This window comes from Corynebacterium renale (genome assembly GCF_002563965.1).
GTDB classification, from domain to species: domain Bacteria; phylum Actinomycetota; class Actinomycetes; order Mycobacteriales; family Mycobacteriaceae; genus Corynebacterium; species Corynebacterium renale.
On the sequence record NZ_PDJF01000001.1, the window covers coordinates 288,270 to 302,759 of the forward strand.

Consider the following 14,490-nt stretch of genomic DNA (forward strand, 5'->3'; position numbering starts at 1 on the left):
TTAAATCACCTCCGGTGCGAGGGAAACAATCTTCATGAACTTCTTATCGCGCAGTTCACGAGCAACTGGGCCGAAGATACGGGTACCACGTGGCTCGTTGTCTGGGCGGATAAGAACTGCAGCGTTCTCGTCGAAGGAGATGTAGGAACCGTCTGGGCGACGGGTTTCCTTCTTCGCGCGAACAACGACAGCGCGGACGATGTCGCCCTGCTTAACGTTGCCGCCGGGAGCTGCATCCTTAACGGTGGCGACGATGACGTCACCAATGCCAGCGAAGCGTCGAACAGATCCGCCGAGGACACGGATGCACAGAATTTCACGTGCACCGGTGTTGTCGGCGACCTTGAGACGCGATTCCTGCTGAATCACTAGGGTCTCCTGACCTGGTTACATGTGCGCGAGATTTCCGGCCTCCACGCACGTGGTCTTAAACGTACAAAGTCACTGCCATAAACCCTGGTGGCGCATTGGGCGGCTCGGAAAAGCACCGCTAATGTGCGCCGGTCACGGCAGACAACTCGAACATTAAACCACACCAGGTCGCGAAATACAAACCTGCATTTCGGCCGGGAGGGCGTCGATAAGCACGCCTAGACTAGCGGCCGCCTACCCCCGTATAGGGTAAACCAAATGGGTGTGCTTGCATTTTTACAGTACGGCAGTATTGTGAGGGTATCCCACCTTAAATTGTCCTGATAGTTCCCTGGACTTTGGGTTGGGGAATTTTCCTATAGTGCTTCCACACACCTGCAGGTGCGCTGAAGCACACCACTTGTTGAGAGAAAGACACGTATGACTACGAACGAAGCTCTTGACACAGCAAAGTACGGTGAGATTGAGCCAAAGATCGCAAAATGGGCAGATCTGTGCATCAAACAGACTTTTGTTGTGATCATTGCCGGCATCATCCTCGGTGCCATCCTGTGGGTAGCAGTAGACGGCGCCACCGGTGAAGACCTCGGCGCCCTCGTCTGGGTTCTCGCCGGCGGCGGTGCAATCGCCCTCATCTCTATCCGTCAAGCACTGTTGGAAGAGAGGGTGTAACCGCTTATGTTGATGCAAGGTATTACCTACAACACCACCATGGGCCTCGTCGTGGGCATCATCATGGTGTTGGTACCCATCTTTCTGCGTGCAGCCCTCGCACGCCACGGCCGTACGCTGAGCGGCTTCGCCTGGGCATTCATCTTCTTGGGCGCATTCCTGGGCATCACCGGTATGCACATGACCCTGACCTGGCCACTCGAGCAAATCGAAGGCGTCTTCTGCTGCGCGGTAGATAACGTCACCTTCGGCGAGCCAGCAGCGTTCTACGGCATCATCACCTTCATCGCCGGCCTAGCGATTCTGCGTGGTGAAGACCGTGCCGACCGCGGCATCCGCGAGTTCGATTTAGTAGCTACCCTGCGCCCAATCCTGTACGTGGCAGCAGCCGGTGGCATCGGCCTTATCTTCTTCGGCATCGCTGGCATGCACTTCGGCCAGTGGCGCCCGCCAGCCGTCGAACCTATCGCCCGCCTCTTGGAGGGCCAGCTCATCGAGCCACTCATGGTCTTCACCATGTACGTCGGCACTGGTGTCGCAGCAATGCTCTCCCCATTCGCGCTGACGAACAAGAAGGTACGCACGATCTTCATCTGCATCACCTGGTTCATCGGCATGATGTGGACCGTCCTGGGCCTCACCCTGTTCTACGGCCACGTGGGCTTCTTCCCATGGCCATTTAGCAACCCTGACGTCATGCACCCGACGCTCTAAAAAGTTGCTTATCGACGCCCTACCGGCTGGTAGGGCGTCTTTTTACCTCAGCACCCGTGCGCCCTTGTCCGCCCCGCGTAGTGCGCTACTATAAGAACAATGCACGCACGGTGTGCCAGCTAAATCTTTATTACCGAAACACGTGGGAGAAGCATGTCGAACCCGAACAATTCCGAAGAATACCTGTACAACAACCCATTCGACACCCCCGAACCCCAGCAGCCGAGACACCAGTACCAGCAATTCCTCCAGCAACCGCAACAAGCGCAGCAGGCTAACGTACCCGCGCACTACCTACCCCAGCAGCCTGCATACAACGTTAATGGACTCCCAGTCGAGCCCAAGTCCAAGGTCGTGGCTGCACTGCTCGCGCTTTTCCTTGGCCCTCTAGGACTGCATAACTTCTACCTGGGCTTCAATGATCGCGGCAAAACCCAGCTCATCATGTTTGGCATTGGGTTCGTGACGTCGATTTTCATCATCGGACTGTTCATCCTTTTCGCTGTCGGCGTCTGGGCACTAGTTGACTTCGCGTGCATCCTGCTTGGTACCAGCATCTACACTTCTGATGCCCGAGGACTACCCATCAAATAACGCCTACATGCGCCCCTGTAGGCGCGCTGCTTCCCCAAACTCCCCGATGCTGCGGAACAATTCCGCAGCATCTTTTCGTGCCACACCGGCGGCGTGATAATTTTTGGTTTCCTCAAAACGCCGCATCAGTGTCTCGGTCAGCTGAGCGCGAGCGCGCAACACATCGTCGTTAGCCTTGGGGTTATAGGAGCGGTCCAGAAACTGGGCGATTACCCCTTGCGCAGCCGCACTATCGCCCCCAATGCGAAATAATTCCGAAATTTCGAACACCGCATACGTTTCCAACACCGTATCGTCGCCTTGCCGGGCCAGTTCCCGGGCCCCAAGCGCGGCTTCGTGAGCCTGGTGGTAGCGCCGTTCGTGCTTAAGAGCAGCCACCTGCCCAAGAAGGCAATCAGCGGCGCGGGCTAATTTATTGGCTTCCCCATACTCGCGCGCGGCGGCACTGAAGAGCTGCGCCTTCATCCCCGGCCCTGGAACGTTATCGGCGACTGTCGCGAACAGGTCACCCCGCAGTGCCCTAGCGACCCGCGCAAGACGGTCACCCCTGCCCATAAAGAAAGCGGTCGCTTTCACCGCCGCTACCCTGGCGCCTGGAAGATCGTCGCGCTTCCAGCTCAGGCGTATAAGCTCAACGAAACCGTTGGCGACCTCCGTATAAACGTCCCTATTACCCAGCGCATAGTGGCCATCAGCGTTGGGAACAACACCATCCAGGAATGCGTGCAGTGCTCGCTCGCATCCGGCCGTATCGCCTGAGGCGCGGCAAATCTCAGCGACGCGTAGTTGTTGCCGATAGCTTGCACTGTCCATGCCCGGAGATTTTACTCGCTTCACGACGAAGCCCGGTTGCATACAACAACCGGGCGTCTAACCGTGTATCCGTGCTACAGCACCATCGCTGCTATGAAACCCGAAATCAAAAGCGGAATATTAAAGTGCAGGAACGTAGGGATCACAGAATCGCGAATGTGATCATGCTGGCCGTCTGCATTCAGACCTGCTGTTGGCCCGAGGGTGGAGTCCGACGCTGGCGAGCCGGCGTCGCCCAGCGCACCGGACGTACCGATGATTGCAATCGTGGCCGCCGGCGAGAATCCCAGTGCCGCACACAGTGGGACGTAGATTGTCGCGATGATAGGCAGCGTGGAGAACGAAGAACCAATGCCCATGGTGACCACGAGCCCGATGATAAGCATCACGATGGCAGCCATTGCCTTGTTGGAGCCAAACAGTTCAGCAGAAGTTTCGACGAGCGATTCCACTTCCCCAGTCGCACCCATCACGGCCGCGAAGCCTTGAGCAGTGATCATGATAAAGCCGATGAGCGCCATCATCTTCATGCCGTTGGTGAACACGTCATCTGCCTCGCGCCAGTTCACAGCGCCAGTCAACATGAAGATAGACAAACCAACCAAGGCGCCGACCAGAAGCGAGTCCGCATCTGTTCCAACCGATTGCATTGCCACCTGCACAGCGAAGGTAGCGAAGATAGCCAGCAGGGAGACACCAATCTTGTACTTCGAGATTTCGTCGCCTGCCTCGTGCTCGCCGCCTGTGTCGACAGCAACGTCCGCGTAGACGCGGGGCTTCCGGTAACTAAATGTTGCGATTGCTAAACCTGCAACCATACCGAGCGCAGGAATGGTCATCGTTTGCATCACGTTGATGCCGGAGACATCCATTCCAGCCTTCTCAATGTTGCCGAGCAAGATGTCATTCAAGAAGATCGAACCGAAGCCGACGGGGATCCACATGTATGTGGTCACCAGACCGAACGTCAAAATACATGTGACCAGGCGGCGATCCAGTTGTAGGCGGTTAAACACCACCAACAGTGGTGGAATCAGCAACGGAATGAAAGCAATGTGTACGGGGATGAGGTTCTGCGACATCACGGACATTGCCAAAATGCCGGCGAGCATACCAAGTTTGGTCAGGAACACCGTGCGATTCTTACCAGTTTCCGTACTCACCCCAAGACGGCTAATAAGCCAGTTTGCCAACACTTTGGGAAGTCCAGACGCAGCAACGGCCATAGCGAACGCACCGAGAAGAGCGTAACTCAGCGCAATCTTCGCCCCTCCCTGCAGGCCTTCCTGGAAGGCAACCATGGTGGCCTCCAGGCCCATACCGGCCAACAGGCCGCCAACGACGGCACCGATGAACAGCGCCAAAACTACATGCACACGACACACCGAGAGCAGTAGCATCACGATGACGGCAATAAGAACAGCATTCATGGGTATAAACACTAGTGCTAACGCACGTTAAAAATAAAAATATTCAGAGAACTTCCTGGGTCTTGCCCCATAATGGGTACACCCGAAGCCGTCGATTTCGAGCACGGGAAGACTGGCAGCCGGAAGGGCGTCGATAAGCAAAAGAAAAAGCCACCCCGAAGGGTGGCTTCAACCAGGAAAGCTTACTTAGCCTTCTCGATGATCTCGAGGAGACGGAAGTGCTTGTCCTTGGACAGCGGGCGGGTTTCCGCGATACGTACGCGGTCGCCTACGCCTGCTTCTTCGTTCTCGTCATGCGCCTTCACGCGAGAGTTCGTGCGCATAATCTTGCCGTACAGTGCGTGCTGCTTGCGGTCCTCGATCTCGACGACGATGGTCTTCTGCATCTTGTCAGAGACTACGTAGCCGGTGCGAACCTTTGGAGCACCCTTTTCCTTCTTGTTCACGTTTGCCTCACTCATAATTAAGCCTCAGCTCCCGGAACGACGGACAGGCCCAGCTCACGCTCGCGGATAACCGTGTAAATGCGGGCGATGTCGCGCTTGACCGTGCGAAGGCGGCGGTTGTTGGTCAGCTGGCCGGTTGCGGCCTGGAAGCGCAGGTTGAACAGCTCTTCCTTGGCCTCAGCCAGACGCTCGTTGAGTTCTTCCGCGTTCAGTTCGCGGTACTCATGTGCGGGGGTACCTGCAGCCATTAGAACTGGTCCTCCTTCTTAACGATGCGCACCTTGCAAGGCAGCTTCTGGCCTGCGCGGCGCAGAGCTTCCAGTGCGGTTTCTTCGTTCGGGTAGCTCATCTCGAAGAGAATGCGACCAGGCTTGACGTTTGCAATCCACTTTTCCACTGGACCCTTACCGGAACCCATACGAACCCCGAGTGGCTTCTGGGTCAACGGACGGTCTGGGAAGATGGTGATCCAAACCTTGCCACCACGCTTGACGTGGCGGTTGATGGCAATACGAGCTGCCTCAATCTGGCGGTTGGTGATGTATGCCGGCTCGAGAGCCTGGATGGCGTAATCACCGTATTGAATGCGGTTACCGCCCTTGGACACGCCGCTACGGTGCGGACGGTGCTGGCGACGGTACTTGACGCGCTTAGGAATAAGCATTGGTGTTTAGCCCTCCTGCTTCTTTTCAGCACGTGGACGACGCTGACCACCGCGACGGTTACGGCCAGGACGATCGCCACGGCCACGACGCTCAGACGGAGCGTTCAGCTCGGACTCGCGAACGCCACCGACAACGTCACCCTTGTAGAGCCACACCTTGACGCCGATACGGCCGAAGGTGGTGTGGGCCTCGTGGAAGCCGTAGTCGATTTCTGCACGAAGGGTGTGCAGTGGCACACGGCCTTCGTGGTAGCGCTCGGTGCGGGACATCTCAGCACCGCCCAGACGGCCGGAGCATTGAATCTTGATGCCCTTGATGTGTGGCTGACGCATTGCGGACTGAACAGCCTTGCGCATCGCGCGGCGGAATGCCACGCGGTTTGCCAGCTGGTCTGCAACGGACTGCGCTACAAGCTGAGCGTTTGCATCGATGTTCTTGACCTCGAGGATGTTGAGGGCAACCTGCTTGCCGGTGAGCTTCTCCAGCTCACGGCGGATGCGGTCAGCCTCGGATCCACGACGGCCGATGACGATGCCCGGACGAGCGGTGTGGATGTCCACACGAACGCGGTCGCGGGTGCGTTCGATGACTACATCGGCGATACCAGCGCGTTCCAGGCCCTTGGACAGGAACTCGCGGATCTTGATGTCTTCAGCGACGTAATCCTTGTACTGCTTGTCGGCGTACCAGTGGGACTTCCAGTCGGAAGTGATTCCCAGCCGGAGGCCGTGAGGATGAATCTTCTGGCCCACTACTTGGCCCCTTCCTTCTGGGAAGCGACAACCACGGTGATGTGGCTGGTGCGCTTGCGGATCTGGAATGCACGGCCCTGGGCACGTGGCTGGTAGCGACGCATGGTTGGGCCCTCGTTAGCGTATGCCTCGGAGACAACCAGGGTTGCTGGATCCAGACCGAAATTGTTCTCTGCGTTTGCAGCTGCGGAAGCAACAATCTTTGCAACCTGCTTTGCGGCACCCTGAGGTGCGTACTTCAGGATTGCAAGCGCTTCGGAAACAGACTTGCCGCGAACGAGATCGAGTACACGACGTGCCTTCATTGGGCTGATGCGCTGGTAGCGCGCGGTGGCGCGTGCGCTGGTGATGGTCTCACTCATCGCTTATCGCCGTCCCTTCTGATCGGACTTGACGTGACCCTTGAAGGTCTTGGTAGGTGCGAATTCGCCCAGCTTGTGGCCAACCATGGAGTCATCCACGAAAACTGGCACATGCTTGCGACCGTCGTGGACGGCGAAGGTGTGACCGATGAATTCGGGAAGAATGGTGGACCGGCGGGACCAGGTCTTGATGACCTGCTTGGTGCCCTTTTCGTTCTGAGCATCGACCTTGTTGAGGAGGTGCTCATCGACGAACGGGCCCTTCTTCAGGCTGCGTGGCATTTGACTTACCTCCTCTTAGCGCTTCTTGTTGGACCGGCGACGACGCACGATCATGTTGTTGGAGTACCGGTTCGGGTTGCGGGTACGGCCTTCCTTCTGGCCCCATGGGGACACTGGGTGACGGCCACCCGAGGTCTTACCTTCACCACCACCGTGTGGGTGGTCGACAGGGTTCATGACAACACCACGAACGGTTGGGCGCCAGCCCTTCCAACGCATACGGCCGGCCTTACCCCAGCGGATGTTGATCTGGTCTGCGTTACCAACTTCGCCGATGGATGCACGGCAGTCGATGGAGACGCGACGGATCTCGGAGGACGGCATACGCAGAACTGCGTAGTTGTGCTCCTTACCCAGCAGCTGGATGGAAGCGCCAGCGGAACGTGCAAGCTTTGCACCTGCGCCTGGCTTGAGCTCCACAGCGTGGATGGTGGTACCGGTTGGGATGTTGCGCAGTGGGAGGTTGTTGCCAACCTTGATGTCTGCGTTCTTCCCAGCCTCGACGATGGTGCCCTGGGTCAGACCCTTGGGAGCGATGATGTAACGCTTTTCACCGTCGGCGTAGTGCAGCAGCGCGATGTTAGCAGTACGGTTCGGGTCGTACTCGATGTGAGCGACCTTTGCCGGAATGCCGTCCTTGTCATTGCGACGGAAGTCGATGACGCGGTAACGACGCTTGTGTCCGCCACCACGGTGGCGGGTGGTGATGTGACCGTGGGAGTTACGGCCACCGGTCTTGTGCAGCGGGCGCAGCAGGCTCTTCTCAGGGGTAGAGCGAGTAATCTCGCTGAACTCGGAGACGGAGCTCTGGCGGCGACCCGGGGTTGTCGGCTTGTACTTACGAATAGCCATAATGTGTCCTTTACTTCTCGACTCTGTTGGTGCGGCCCGTTATTAGGCTGCGCCGCCGAAGATGTCGATGGAGTCGCTGCCCTCACGGAGGGTTACATACGCGCGCTTGGTGTCCTTGCGGTAGCCGTAGCCGGTACGGGTGCGCTTGCGCTTGCCGTCGCGGTTTACGGTGTTCACAGAAGCAACCTTCACGCCGAAGATTTCCTCCACGGCTTGCTTGATCTGAGTCTTGTTGGAGTCCTTAGCAACGAAGAACGTGTAGGTGTTCTGTTCCATGAGGCCGTAGGACTTCTCAGAGACTACTGGCGCGAGGATGATGTCTCGCGGGTTGTAGATCTTAGCCATTAGTTGTTCTCCTCCTTGTCCGCACCAGTGGCGCGGTTGATGAAGGTGTGCAGTGCCTCTACGGAGAACACAACGTCATCGGAGTTGAGCACATCGTAGGTGTTCAGCTGGTCTGGGTTGAGGATGTGAACGTTTGGCAGGTTGTTAGCGCTGCGACGTGCGTTCTCGTCCTCACGGCCGATGACCAGGAGAACCGACTTGTTCGGGGTGAGACGCTCGATGAAGGTACGTGCTGCCTTCGTCGATGGGGTCTGACCTGGAACCAGCTCGGTGATGACGTGGATGCGCTCGTTTGTCGCACGGTTGGTCAGTGCGCCGAACAGAGCTGCAGCCTTCATCTTCTTAGGGGTGCGCTGCGAGTAATCGCGCGGCTTCGGGCCGAAGACAGTGCCGCCACCGGTCCACTGAGGAGCACGGGTGGAGCCCTGACGGGCACGGCCGGTGCCCTTCTGACGCCATGGCTTGCGTCCACCGCCGCGGACCTCGCCGCGGGTCTTGGTGGAGTGGGTGCCCTGACGTGCAGCAGCCTGCTGCGCGATGACGACCTGGTGCATAAGTGCAACAGATGCTTCGCGGTCGAAGATCTCTGCAGGAAGCTCTACCTGGCCGTCGGTCTTACCGTCAGCGGTGTGGACGTCCAATTTTAGATTGGTCATGCTTAGGCACCGCCCTTCACTGCGGTCTTAACGGTTACGATTCCGCCACGGTTGCCCGGGATTGCGCCCTTGATGAGCAACAGGTTGGATTCAGCGTCGATCTTCTGAATCTTCAGATTCTGGGTGGTAACGCGGTCCTGACCCATGCGGCCAGCCATGCGCTTACCCTTGAAGATGCGACCTGGGGTTGCAGCGGCACCGATGCCACCGACGCGACGGTGTGCAGCCTGGTTACCGTGTGCAGCACCCTGGCCTGCAAAGCCGTGGCGCTTCATGCCACCCGCGAAGCCCTTACCCTTGGTGGTTCCGGTGACGTCGACAAGCTCGACGTCCTGGAACAGCTCAACGGTAATGTCCTGGCCTACCTCGTATGCAGAGGTGTCATCCATGCGGATTTCTGCAACGTGGCGACGTGGGGTGACGCCGGCCTTCTTGAAGTGGCCGGTTTCTGGCTTGTTGACCTTGCGTGGATCAATTTCGCCATAAGCAATCTGGATGGCGCTGTAGCCATCTTTTTCTGGGGTACGGATCTGGGTGACCACGCACGGTCCAGCTTCAACGACGGTGACCGGTACAACGCGGTTCTCCTCGTCGAAGACCTGGGTCATGCCGAGCTTGGTGCCCAGAATTCCCTTGATCTCGTTTTCACTCATTAGTATTCTCCGCCAAAGTTCCGTCGATTACTGGATGTTCACATCAACGCTTGCCGGAAGGTCGATGCGCATAAGAGCATCTACCGTCTTCGGCGTCGGGTCGAGAATATCGATCAGGCGCTTGTGGGTGCGCATCTCGAAGTGCTCGCGAGAATCCTTGTACTTATGGGGAGAACGGATAACGGCGTATACGTTCTTTTCGGTGGGCAGCGGCACAGGGCCAACAACGCGTGCACCGGTACGGGTCACGGTCTCGACGATCTTGCGTGCAGACGCGTCGATCGCCTCGTGGTCATAGGCCTTGAGCCGAATGCGGATCTTTTGTCCCGCCACGCTTACCTCTTCCTCGCTTCGTCCCACTTCCACCAATGGAGAGGTGGGAATTCGCTTCCTGATGTTCTCTATAACGTTGTCCGGCTTAAAGAGCACGGGCGCAACGCCAGTTGTTTTCACTTGACTGTCATGACTGACCGGGTAACAACGGGCGTAAATAAACGCCACAGGAGTTCCCGGCACGGGGTACAAGACCCGATATTGTGCCAAGTAGACGAAGACGAGTTGGCCTGTTGTCTGTCACTGCCGCTGTTTATTTGCCATGCCCCTTCTCCGGTCTCCACTGATCTAGCCTGAGCTATCTGGTGGAGCCTTCCGATTCCATATGGAGCCTGCGAAGGTGTCATGTTCACCTCACCATCCCGCACTTTCGTGTGCGCCATGTTGAGGCAACCCAAGCATTAAAACACATAACTGGACACTATGCAAGTACTTCCAAAAAATATTTTTTACTCGTGCCGTCAGGTTTCAGCCTGTAGTTTTCTCGGAGCTTTTCGACGCCATCCGTTGTCGACGTCACACTCATTACGGTCCGATAACACACCGGGCAGCGTCGATAGGAAATATGTATGGTGGGAGACAACACAGTCCCCTACATAAAGAAAAGGATTTAGCTATGACTCAGAAGCCATCTGCTGTGAACAACATTGACGAACAGGGCGAGGTTGTTTCCACGACCGTCCCAGATTCGAAGCCTGCGAACAAGAACGCTGCGAACCCAGCTTCTCCGGCTAATACCGACCATGGCAAGACCGTGATCGAGGATGTCGTCGTCAGCAAGATTGCTGGCCTGGCAGCTCGTGAGGTTACCGGCGTCCACGCCCTTGGTGGTGGCGCAGCCCGCATGGTGGGCACTATCCGCGAAACCTTCGGTGGTTCCGAGAACGTCCAGCAAGGTGTTGACGTCGAGGTTGGCGAAACCCAGGCTGCGGTAGACCTCTCCATCGTCGCTGAATACGGCGTGGCTATCCACGTACTGGCAGAAGCTATTCGCCGCAACATCATTCGTGCAATCGAGCGTATGACTGGCCTCGAGGTTTCCGAAGTCAACGTCACCGTCACCGACGTCCACCTGGACCTTGGCGAGGACGAAGACAACTCTTCCCAGACCCGCGAGGTCGAAGCAGCCCCTAAGCGCGTCAACTAAGCCATGACATACCGCGACCCAATTAGCGCGGAGGATGCACACCGCCTCCGCGACGCAGTCGTGGGTGTTGAAGGGATTATCGGCCTCTCGAGTGGATTCTTCGGAGAGGTCGCTCTGCTTTTTGCAGGCGATCGCGTTCCGGGTTTACGTATTCACACCCAGGACGGGACCGAACGCCTATCGATTCACCTCATCGCCGACGCGACAAGTGCCGTTCCGCTTACCGAGCGCGCTGATGCCGTCCGCACAATCGCAGGAACTTTCGTTGATTTTCCCGTGGATGTCGTGTTCGATGACTTCACCTCCCCAGCTGATTCCACTCCAGAACATTAGCGTGTCACGCCCCGGCTGCTGTCAAGGAAAGAATTAATTATGAAAAATTACACCGTCATTGGCCTTTTCGCAGGCCTTGCGCTTGCGTTTGCGGTGATTCTCGGGGGCGTGTCCGGATTCTTCTGGGCGCTCTTCTTTGGAATCATCGGCACTATTGTCGGGTTGCAGCTCGATGGTCGTATCGACGTCCGCGCGTTGCTTGACTCGGCCACCAGTAATCGAGGTGGTCGAGGGTGAGCAACGCCGTCGGTCACACCACCATTGACGAGCGCGCCCTCGAACGCATCATCCGTCAGGCAGCGGATTCCGTCCCCGGAACCACGCATGTCGGAATGAGTTTGGAAAACCCCGGGGGGCGTAGCCTCCCACGTTTCGACATCATGGTCGACGACAAGCAGCAAACCGTCAGCGTGGAAGCTTTTATCTGCGCTACATGGCCCGCCCCTACCGTCACTGTTGCCGAAAAAGTGCGAAGCACTTTCGCGGAGTGGGTAGAAGCTTTCACTGGCTATGCCGCAACTCATGTCAACGTGTACGTGGGTTCCGTGATGCCCGGCGATTCTAGGATTACCGCCGCTCAGGTTGCGCAAGCGCCTCGTCCTAACGCTCAGACACCAGAGGTTCGCCGCAACCATGCCGGGCGTGTCTCGTCGCCTCGCGTTATTCCGCAGTCCGCTGCTACGGACACGCAAGCCGGTTTGAAGCCAGTCACGGTGCGGACTCACGACGTCCACGTCGATGTGGAGGTCCACTCTAACCAGGATCTTGTTGAGGTGTCCGCGCCGGACGATTGTGACATCTATCGTCCTAGCACCCCAGAAGAAAGCGCCATCGTGCCCAGGTTTGCGCCTGATTTTCCCCAAGAATTCGACGCCCCAACGCCTGAGATTCCGCGCGAGGTGCCTTTGCGGAAGATTTCGGTGCATAACTCGGCACCTAAGGTAAAGGTTCGTACTCCCCGTCCGCCTCAGCTGCGCAAGGTTAAAACTGTACGTCATGATGCTCCGTTGCATCCGCGCGTACCTCGCGAGCAGCCGCTGAAGCCGTTTGCGGTCGTCGACATGGCTCCTGAGATTCCGATTGAAATCCGCCCCACTCGTATCCGTCAAGGAAGGAGGTAGCAGCGATGAGTTCTCATGACCAACAGAATTCCCGCGCCCTGGAGCCGAAGGGATCGCCGTCTGCGCGCTGGTGGGCGATCATCGTTGCTCTCCTGCTGCTGGCGGTTGCCGTAGTGACCGGCCGCGAGCTTTTGCTCCGCAATTTCGAGGGCATCAGGTGGGAAAGCTGGATCGACCCGGTGCTCGATAGCCTGGCAACGAACGACTATCACCAATGGATGACGATTGCCTCTGTCGTAGCTCTCGTCGTCGGCCTGATTTTCTTCATTGCCGGAGTGAAGCCACGCCCTCGTACCCATAGCGCAATTCCCGCCGAGGTGTCGTTATGGGCACGCCCAGTCGATATCGCGCGCCATCTCACTGCTTTCGCCAAACGCCAGCCGGGCGTACAGAATGCTACGACGACAGTGCGTAAAAACAAGATCACCCAAGTGGTCACTATTCAAGCGAAGTCCACAACTGGCGAAGGTGCCCGCACCACAACCGACGCCGATGCAACGCAGGTGGCACACCATGCTGAGGCTGCTTCGGCGGCAGGCGGCAATTTGGATGTGCTTATCGACGACACCGCCACCCCAGCCTCGCCCTCGACACTTGCGCATCGCACCGCGGAAACCATCCGTGCTTATGCTACGAGTGTCTTCGGCGATAGTCGCACGATTGCTATTGACGTAAAGGAGGTCAGCAATGAGTAAACAACTTGCTGGCTGGGATCGATTCCTTCTTATTCTCCTTGGCCTCATTGCTCTCGCCGGCGGTGTGTACGGTGCGCTTGTGTATTTCCAGGTACCACAGGTGATGGATTTCAACGCGCAATTTGACGCACGTCACCTTACTGATTTTGCCGCAACTGGCTGGATGGATGTGGCCCTCGGAGTGGTCACGTTACTGTGCGTGATTCTTGGGCTCGCTTACTTGATTTCCAATCTCCGGGCCCGTCGCTTTAATAAGCGCCCCTCGTCAGCATCGAACGAGGACGGTTCCATCGACATTGCTGTCGCACGTATCGCCGCGGCCGTCAGCACCCAACTGTCCGAGTTTCCGCGGGTTAACGACACGCGACATAAAGTCGCGATGGATCGTCACCGCCCCACGATGCAGTGGACTATTAAGGCCGACCCGACGATCGATATTAAAGCTCTCCGCTCTCACTTGCAGTCCGTGGAGCAGGACGTCCGCGCAGCAATCGGCGACATGGATATAGATACTCGGTTTATCCTCAATCTAGGACCCGTGGAAAGCTAACGGGCCATACGGCTTCCACATCAGCGTAAACCTCTCCGTCTATGCGGAGGGGTTCACCTATTTCAACGGTGCCGAGGACCTGCCATGTCCGTTCCAATACCGACAAGGATCTGTTTCCCTTGTGCGCGATACGAAGCTTACCGCCGACGAATACGGAAGAGCCGTCAGCTAACTCAATCAGCCACGATCCACCGCCGCGGTTACGTTGAATCAGTCCGTTCAGAACGAAAGTCGGTTGCGAATAGGCGGTAATGAGACCAGCTATACCTAACACATGGACATTGCCGTCCCTGTCAGTAATTCGCACCGGTCGAGACCGCTGAATCAGTGGCTGGCCGCTGTATTTCCAGGCAACAGGAATTGTCCCGGAATCCCGATTCACCACTATTGTCCGCTGCTCGGGTGAAACGACAAGCGATCCGCTATATGAACCCTCGCGTAGGGAGTTAAGCTCGACCGAGTAGATATCACTGCCGTGCGAAGAGACCCGCGCCGGATGGCGGCGTACTAATTCCTGCAGAACTGCCGCGATGTCTGCGTCTGACGATCCCCACGAAATTCCTTGGTTCTCGAGTACACCCCATAGTTGGGCGAGGGTGAGGTCGGATTGCCCTTCCCAGGCCTCTTGGAGAATTCCGAGGATTGTTGGGATTCGCGTTGGATCGAGGTTGTCCATGTGAGTCTACTGTAGTGATACTAAAGG

General features: G+C 57.4%; 24 protein-coding genes. 9 read left to right on the plus strand and 15 right to left on the minus strand.

From position 1 onward, the window contains the following. The gene (rplN, locus tag ATK06_RS01385) at nucleotides 1-369 is read right to left on the minus strand and encodes a 50S ribosomal protein L14 (protein WP_048379911.1); all 369 of its coding nucleotides are present in this window, start codon (nucleotides 367-369) and stop codon (nucleotides 1-3) included. Nucleotides 370-792: 423 nt separating this feature from the next. Here rplN and ATK06_RS01390 point away from each other — a divergent pair, with 423 nt between their 5' ends. The 3 genes from ATK06_RS01390 to ATK06_RS01400 all read left to right on the plus strand — a co-directional run bounded on the left by ATK06_RS01390 (nucleotide 793) and on the right by ATK06_RS01400 (nucleotide 2,352). After that, complete coding sequence (locus tag ATK06_RS01390; protein WP_098388710.1) at nucleotides 793-1,044, plus strand: hypothetical protein; 252 nt, start codon at nucleotides 793-795, stop codon at nucleotides 1,042-1,044. Nucleotides 1,045-1,050: 6 nt separating this feature from the next. Continuing rightward, a complete protein-coding gene (locus ATK06_RS01395) occupies nucleotides 1,051-1,758 on the plus strand; it encodes a DUF981 family protein (RefSeq protein ID WP_048379919.1) in 708 nt (235 codons plus the stop codon). A 153-nt stretch (nucleotides 1,759-1,911) separates the two neighbouring features. Next, nucleotides 1,912-2,352 carry a TM2 domain-containing protein gene (locus ATK06_RS01400; RefSeq protein ID WP_098388711.1) on the plus strand — a complete coding sequence of 147 codons (441 nt, stop codon included), beginning with the start codon at nucleotides 1,912-1,914 and terminating at the stop codon, nucleotides 2,350-2,352. A gap of 3 nt (nucleotides 2,353-2,355) precedes the next feature. Here ATK06_RS01400 and ATK06_RS01405 read toward each other — a convergent pair whose 3' ends face one another. The 13 genes from ATK06_RS01405 to rpsJ all read right to left on the minus strand — a co-directional run bounded on the left by ATK06_RS01405 (nucleotide 2,356) and on the right by rpsJ (nucleotide 9,941). Further along, complete coding sequence (locus ATK06_RS01405; RefSeq protein ID WP_048379921.1) at nucleotides 2,356-3,165, minus strand: hypothetical protein; 810 nt, start codon at nucleotides 3,163-3,165, stop codon at nucleotides 2,356-2,358. Nucleotides 3,166-3,239: 74 nt separating this feature from the next. Further along, on the minus strand, nucleotides 3,240-4,595 hold the full coding sequence (locus ATK06_RS01410; protein ID WP_048379922.1) for a Na+/H+ antiporter family protein: 1,356 nt from the start codon (nucleotides 4,593-4,595) through the stop codon (nucleotides 3,240-3,242). A gap of 182 nt (nucleotides 4,596-4,777) precedes the next feature. Then, nucleotides 4,778-5,056 (minus strand): 30S ribosomal protein S17, encoded by a 279-nt coding sequence (gene rpsQ, locus ATK06_RS01415; RefSeq protein ID WP_048379923.1) that lies wholly within the window; start codon nucleotides 5,054-5,056, stop codon nucleotides 4,778-4,780. 2 nt (nucleotides 5,057-5,058) lie between these two features. Further along, nucleotides 5,059-5,289, minus strand: a complete 231-nt coding sequence (gene rpmC, locus ATK06_RS01420; RefSeq protein WP_048379926.1) for a 50S ribosomal protein L29 — start codon at nucleotides 5,287-5,289, stop codon at nucleotides 5,059-5,061. After that, nucleotides 5,289-5,705 carry a 50S ribosomal protein L16 gene (rplP, locus tag ATK06_RS01425; RefSeq protein ID WP_048379928.1) on the minus strand — a complete coding sequence of 139 codons (417 nt, stop codon included), beginning with the start codon at nucleotides 5,703-5,705 and terminating at the stop codon, nucleotides 5,289-5,291. Before rplP ends, rpmC begins: the two co-directional genes overlap by 1 nt. Before the next feature lie 6 nt (nucleotides 5,706-5,711). Further along, nucleotides 5,712-6,458 carry a 30S ribosomal protein S3 gene (gene rpsC, locus ATK06_RS01430; RefSeq protein ID WP_098388713.1) on the minus strand — a complete coding sequence of 249 codons (747 nt, stop codon included), beginning with the start codon at nucleotides 6,456-6,458 and terminating at the stop codon, nucleotides 5,712-5,714. Continuing rightward, on the minus strand, nucleotides 6,458-6,820 hold the full coding sequence (gene rplV, locus ATK06_RS01435; protein ID WP_048379930.1) for a 50S ribosomal protein L22: 363 nt from the start codon (nucleotides 6,818-6,820) through the stop codon (nucleotides 6,458-6,460). Before rplV ends, rpsC begins: the two co-directional genes overlap by 1 nt. Nucleotides 6,821-6,823: 3 nt before the next feature. Beyond that, nucleotides 6,824-7,102, minus strand: a complete 279-nt coding sequence (rpsS, locus tag ATK06_RS01440; protein WP_048379932.1) for a 30S ribosomal protein S19 — start codon at nucleotides 7,100-7,102, stop codon at nucleotides 6,824-6,826. Nucleotides 7,103-7,117: 15 nt separating this feature from the next. Further along, nucleotides 7,118-7,954, minus strand: a complete 837-nt coding sequence (rplB, locus tag ATK06_RS01445) for a 50S ribosomal protein L2 (RefSeq protein WP_098388714.1) — start codon at nucleotides 7,952-7,954, stop codon at nucleotides 7,118-7,120. Between the two features lie 42 nt (nucleotides 7,955-7,996). Further along, nucleotides 7,997-8,299: a 50S ribosomal protein L23 gene (gene rplW, locus ATK06_RS01450; protein ID WP_048379934.1), complete on the minus strand. Its 303-nt coding sequence runs from the start codon at nucleotides 8,297-8,299 to the stop codon at nucleotides 7,997-7,999. Beyond that, nucleotides 8,299-8,955, minus strand: coding sequence for a 50S ribosomal protein L4 (gene rplD / locus ATK06_RS01455; protein WP_048379936.1), 657 nt, complete (start codon nucleotides 8,953-8,955; stop codon nucleotides 8,299-8,301). The genes rplW and rplD overlap by 1 nt, the downstream gene beginning before the upstream one ends. Nucleotides 8,956-8,957: 2 nt before the next feature. Continuing rightward, complete coding sequence (gene rplC, locus ATK06_RS01460) at nucleotides 8,958-9,608, minus strand: 50S ribosomal protein L3 (RefSeq protein ID WP_048379937.1); 651 nt, start codon at nucleotides 9,606-9,608, stop codon at nucleotides 8,958-8,960. Between the two features lie 27 nt (nucleotides 9,609-9,635). Then, nucleotides 9,636-9,941, minus strand: coding sequence for a 30S ribosomal protein S10 (gene rpsJ, locus ATK06_RS01465; RefSeq protein WP_003854291.1), 306 nt, complete (start codon nucleotides 9,939-9,941; stop codon nucleotides 9,636-9,638). A 616-nt stretch (nucleotides 9,942-10,557) separates the two neighbouring features. On the opposite strand from rpsJ, the gene ATK06_RS01470 reads away from it, so the two are divergent. The 6 genes from ATK06_RS01470 to amaP are packed head-to-tail and all read left to right on the plus strand — an operon-like array spanning nucleotide 10,558 to nucleotide 13,787. Further along, the gene (locus tag ATK06_RS01470; RefSeq protein WP_083985968.1) at nucleotides 10,558-11,088 is read left to right on the plus strand and encodes an Asp23/Gls24 family envelope stress response protein; all 531 of its coding nucleotides are present in this window, start codon (nucleotides 10,558-10,560) and stop codon (nucleotides 11,086-11,088) included. Nucleotides 11,089-11,091: 3 nt separating this feature from the next. Continuing rightward, the gene (locus ATK06_RS01475) at nucleotides 11,092-11,421 is read left to right on the plus strand and encodes a hypothetical protein (protein WP_048379939.1); all 330 of its coding nucleotides are present in this window, start codon (nucleotides 11,092-11,094) and stop codon (nucleotides 11,419-11,421) included. 39 nt (nucleotides 11,422-11,460) lie between these two features. Further along, a complete protein-coding gene (locus ATK06_RS01480) occupies nucleotides 11,461-11,658 on the plus strand; it encodes a hypothetical protein (protein WP_048379943.1) in 198 nt (65 codons plus the stop codon). Next, nucleotides 11,655-12,542 carry an Asp23/Gls24 family envelope stress response protein gene (locus tag ATK06_RS01485; protein WP_053072718.1) on the plus strand — a complete coding sequence of 296 codons (888 nt, stop codon included), beginning with the start codon at nucleotides 11,655-11,657 and terminating at the stop codon, nucleotides 12,540-12,542. The genes ATK06_RS01480 and ATK06_RS01485 overlap by 4 nt, the downstream gene beginning before the upstream one ends. A 5-nt stretch (nucleotides 12,543-12,547) precedes the next feature. Further along, the gene (locus ATK06_RS01490) at nucleotides 12,548-13,237 is read left to right on the plus strand and encodes an Asp23/Gls24 family envelope stress response protein (RefSeq protein ID WP_053072720.1); all 690 of its coding nucleotides are present in this window, start codon (nucleotides 12,548-12,550) and stop codon (nucleotides 13,235-13,237) included. Next, nucleotides 13,230-13,787, plus strand: a complete 558-nt coding sequence (amaP, locus tag ATK06_RS01495) for an alkaline shock response membrane anchor protein AmaP (protein ID WP_053072723.1) — start codon at nucleotides 13,230-13,232, stop codon at nucleotides 13,785-13,787. The genes ATK06_RS01490 and amaP overlap by 8 nt, the downstream gene beginning before the upstream one ends. Here the strand turns inward: amaP and ATK06_RS11015 are convergent. Then, nucleotides 13,762-14,463: a hypothetical protein gene (locus ATK06_RS11015; protein ID WP_048379945.1), complete on the minus strand. Its 702-nt coding sequence runs from the start codon at nucleotides 14,461-14,463 to the stop codon at nucleotides 13,762-13,764. The two genes, amaP and ATK06_RS11015, sit on opposite strands and share 26 nt — an antisense overlap. Between the last annotated feature and the right edge of the window lie 27 nt (nucleotides 14,464-14,490).

What these genes read in the sequence shown, in the direction of transcription:
- rplP (WP_048379928.1), bottom strand. Translation starts at nt 5,705, where the DNA reads ATGCTTATTCCTAAGCGCGTCAAGTACCGTCGCCAGCACCGTCCGCAC.
- ATK06_RS01410 (WP_048379922.1), bottom strand. Translation starts at nt 4,595, where the DNA reads ATGAATGCTGTTCTTATTGCCGTCATCGTGATGCTACTGCTCTCGGTG.
- rplB (WP_098388714.1), bottom strand. Translation starts at nt 7,954, where the DNA reads ATGGCTATTCGTAAGTACAAGCCGACAACCCCGGGTCGCCGCCAGAGC.
- ATK06_RS01395 (WP_048379919.1), top strand. Translation starts at nt 1,051, where the DNA reads ATGTTGATGCAAGGTATTACCTACAACACCACCATGGGCCTCGTCGTG.
- rplV (WP_048379930.1), bottom strand. Translation starts at nt 6,820, where the DNA reads ATGAGTGAGACCATCACCAGCGCACGCGCCACCGCGCGCTACCAGCGC.
- ATK06_RS01470 (WP_083985968.1), top strand. Translation starts at nt 10,558, where the DNA reads ATGACTCAGAAGCCATCTGCTGTGAACAACATTGACGAACAGGGCGAG.
- ATK06_RS01490 (WP_053072720.1), top strand. Translation starts at nt 12,548, where the DNA reads ATGAGTTCTCATGACCAACAGAATTCCCGCGCCCTGGAGCCGAAGGGA.
- ATK06_RS01475 (WP_048379939.1), top strand. Translation starts at nt 11,092, where the DNA reads ATGACATACCGCGACCCAATTAGCGCGGAGGATGCACACCGCCTCCGC.
- ATK06_RS01480 (WP_048379943.1), top strand. Translation starts at nt 11,461, where the DNA reads ATGAAAAATTACACCGTCATTGGCCTTTTCGCAGGCCTTGCGCTTGCG.
- rplC (WP_048379937.1), bottom strand. Translation starts at nt 9,608, where the DNA reads ATGAGTGAAAACGAGATCAAGGGAATTCTGGGCACCAAGCTCGGCATG.
- ATK06_RS11015 (WP_048379945.1), bottom strand. Translation starts at nt 14,463, where the DNA reads ATGGACAACCTCGATCCAACGCGAATCCCAACAATCCTCGGAATTCTC.
- ATK06_RS01400 (WP_098388711.1), top strand. Translation starts at nt 1,912, where the DNA reads ATGTCGAACCCGAACAATTCCGAAGAATACCTGTACAACAACCCATTC.
- rplD (WP_048379936.1), bottom strand. Translation starts at nt 8,955, where the DNA reads ATGACCAATCTAAAATTGGACGTCCACACCGCTGACGGTAAGACCGAC.
- ATK06_RS01405 (WP_048379921.1), bottom strand. Translation starts at nt 3,165, where the DNA reads ATGGACAGTGCAAGCTATCGGCAACAACTACGCGTCGCTGAGATTTGC.
- ATK06_RS01390 (WP_098388710.1), top strand. Translation starts at nt 793, where the DNA reads ATGACTACGAACGAAGCTCTTGACACAGCAAAGTACGGTGAGATTGAG.
- rpsQ (WP_048379923.1), bottom strand. Translation starts at nt 5,056, where the DNA reads ATGAGTGAGGCAAACGTGAACAAGAAGGAAAAGGGTGCTCCAAAGGTT.
- rpmC (WP_048379926.1), bottom strand. Translation starts at nt 5,289, where the DNA reads ATGGCTGCAGGTACCCCCGCACATGAGTACCGCGAACTGAACGCGGAA.
- rplW (WP_048379934.1), bottom strand. Translation starts at nt 8,299, where the DNA reads ATGGCTAAGATCTACAACCCGCGAGACATCATCCTCGCGCCAGTAGTC.
- rpsS (WP_048379932.1), bottom strand. Translation starts at nt 7,102, where the DNA reads ATGCCACGCAGCCTGAAGAAGGGCCCGTTCGTCGATGAGCACCTCCTC.
- amaP (WP_053072723.1), top strand. Translation starts at nt 13,230, where the DNA reads ATGAGTAAACAACTTGCTGGCTGGGATCGATTCCTTCTTATTCTCCTT.